We start from the raw sequence: 2106 nt of genomic DNA on the forward strand, positions 1-2106 counted from the left end.
AGGCAGGTTGGCAAGACCTGGCTTATGCGGGAATTCGGTCATCTGGCATATCAGAAGACTGCTTATGTGTCATTTTTCCGCAATCCCAGGATGAAAGAGGTTTTTGAGCAGGATTGCGATATCAGCCGCATTATCGCAGGACTTAACATTGAGACCGGAATCGAAATCACTCCCGGGGATACCCTGATTATTCTTGATGAAATTCAGGAAGCTCCGGCAGTTCTGGAAGTCCTGAAGTATTTCTGCGAAAACGCTCCGGAATATCATGTGTGTGCGGCAGGATCATTGCTGGGAGTTTCTCTTCATGAGGGAGTGTCGTTTCCGGTGGGGAAGGTTGCCATGCTGAAGCTGTACCCGCTGCACTTTCGGGAGTATCTGGAAGCTCTTGGCGAAGTTCAGCTGGCTCAGTTATTGGAAACCGGAGATTACAGCATCATCGACAGTTTTGCCGACAAATATCTGTACTGGCTGAAGAACTACATCTACACCGGGGGACTTCCCGCGGTGGTTAATTTTTTCCGGGATCACAAGGATTATGCGGAAGCGCGCCGGATACAGAAAGAAATAGTTCAGCAGTATCAGGGAGATTTTGGCAAGCATATCCGCGCCGGCGAACTCAGGCGCATCAACATGGTGTGGGAATCCATTCCGATACAGCTGGCAAAGGACAATAAAAAATTCTTTTTCGGGCAGATTAAGAAGGGAGCCCGGAGCGCTGAGTTTGAGACGGCAATCCAATGGCTGGCTGATGCCGGGCTGGTGTACAAGGTGCATCGTGTTAACGAACCGGAGATGCCTCTCAGCGCTTATAAGGACTTTTCGGCATATAAGCTGTTTGCGCTGGATGTTGGCATTCTGGGGGCGCTCAGCGATCTTGACGCCCGATCAATTCTGGATGGCAACGATATCTTCAGGGAATTCCGGGGAGCTCTTGCGGAGCAGTATGCGCTTCAGGAGATGATAGCCGCTACTGATTACACCCCGTACTATTATGGAACCGCTTCAGCCTCGTTTGAACAGGACTTTATCATTCAGAAGGGCAAACTTACGATACCTATTGAAGTAAAATCCGGGGCGAATGTCCGTTCTCAGAGTTTGAAGGCTTTCATCGCAAAATTCCATTCGGAAGCTGCCGTAAGGCTGTCACCGCTTCCTTACCGGAAGCAGGAAACCATTATCAACCTGCCTCTTTACGCAGTTTGCAATCTGTAAACCGGCGTTTTGAAATCCGGTACCCGGGGACGGCTTTTGCCGCGGATATATGCCCCTTCAGACCAGGGGAAAAGTTTGATTTCAGGCGTCGCTTCTGCCCGTCTGTTATTTCCTGTTCCGGTCTGTTTTCTTTGCCCGTCCGTCTTTCTCTGCCGTCCATCTCTCTCTGCCGTCTTACCCTTTTTTGCAAGGCCTTGCTATAACCTCAAAAGAAGGCTGACAAGAGGTATTTCGCCTGTTCGGATACGATAGAGACGAATACTGCGGGGAATAATGGCAGATAATCAGGGATCCGTATCTTTTATGACGACCTGATGGCGATGAATGCATGGAAAACGCTTTACGACCACGGCAATGTCAGAACCTTGAAAGTTTGAATCGTTATTGCCATAGAGATTAAGTTTTTTCTGGACAGAATGCTCTAAAAAGTCAGAAACCGGGGTTAATGAACTAACAAGGCATGCCAGGTAACATTACCAAATTTGTGATATGATATTTGGTTAAATTCATCTGATTATTCTGCTGATTATACAAAGAACGGTCATAATTTCATAGAAATGTTTCTCATTTTAAGGAACGGATATGGCAATTGAGAAGGATGCGGCAGTCTCCGGAGATGTTTTTCCGGAAGGCTGCAATGATTTTGAGGAGCTCATCAGTACAGGAAGGGTCTACGTTGATAAGACATCCTATCTGGAGGATCTTTTGAACTCGGGAACAGAGGTAGCCCAGATACTGAGACCCCGGAGATTCGGGAAGACTCTTACCATGAGCATGCTGTCCTGTTTTCTGGAAATGAATTACCAGCATCCGGGGGATCGAAGCCGTCCTGAGAGGCTCTTTAAGGATCTCGCTATCTCTAAGAACAAAGCATTCTGCGCTAAACACATGGGC

2 protein-coding genes are annotated in these 2106 nt (G+C 47.8%); both read left to right on the forward strand.

Annotation, left to right across the window (positions count from 1 at the left end; all coding sequences use genetic code 11):
• Positions 1–1212: ATP-binding protein (locus ACJROR_RS09775; RefSeq protein WP_406546919.1), on the forward strand; the 1212-nt coding region annotated here is incomplete at its 5' end.
• 582 nt (positions 1213–1794) lie between these two features.
• The coding region (locus ACJROR_RS09780) for an AAA family ATPase (RefSeq protein ID WP_406546920.1) at positions 1795–2106 on the forward strand (312 nt) is incomplete at its 3' end.

Origin of the sequence: Succinimonas sp., assembly GCF_045225735.1 — a bacterium.
In the GTDB taxonomy this organism is placed as follows: domain Bacteria; phylum Pseudomonadota; class Gammaproteobacteria; order Enterobacterales; family Succinivibrionaceae; genus Succinimonas.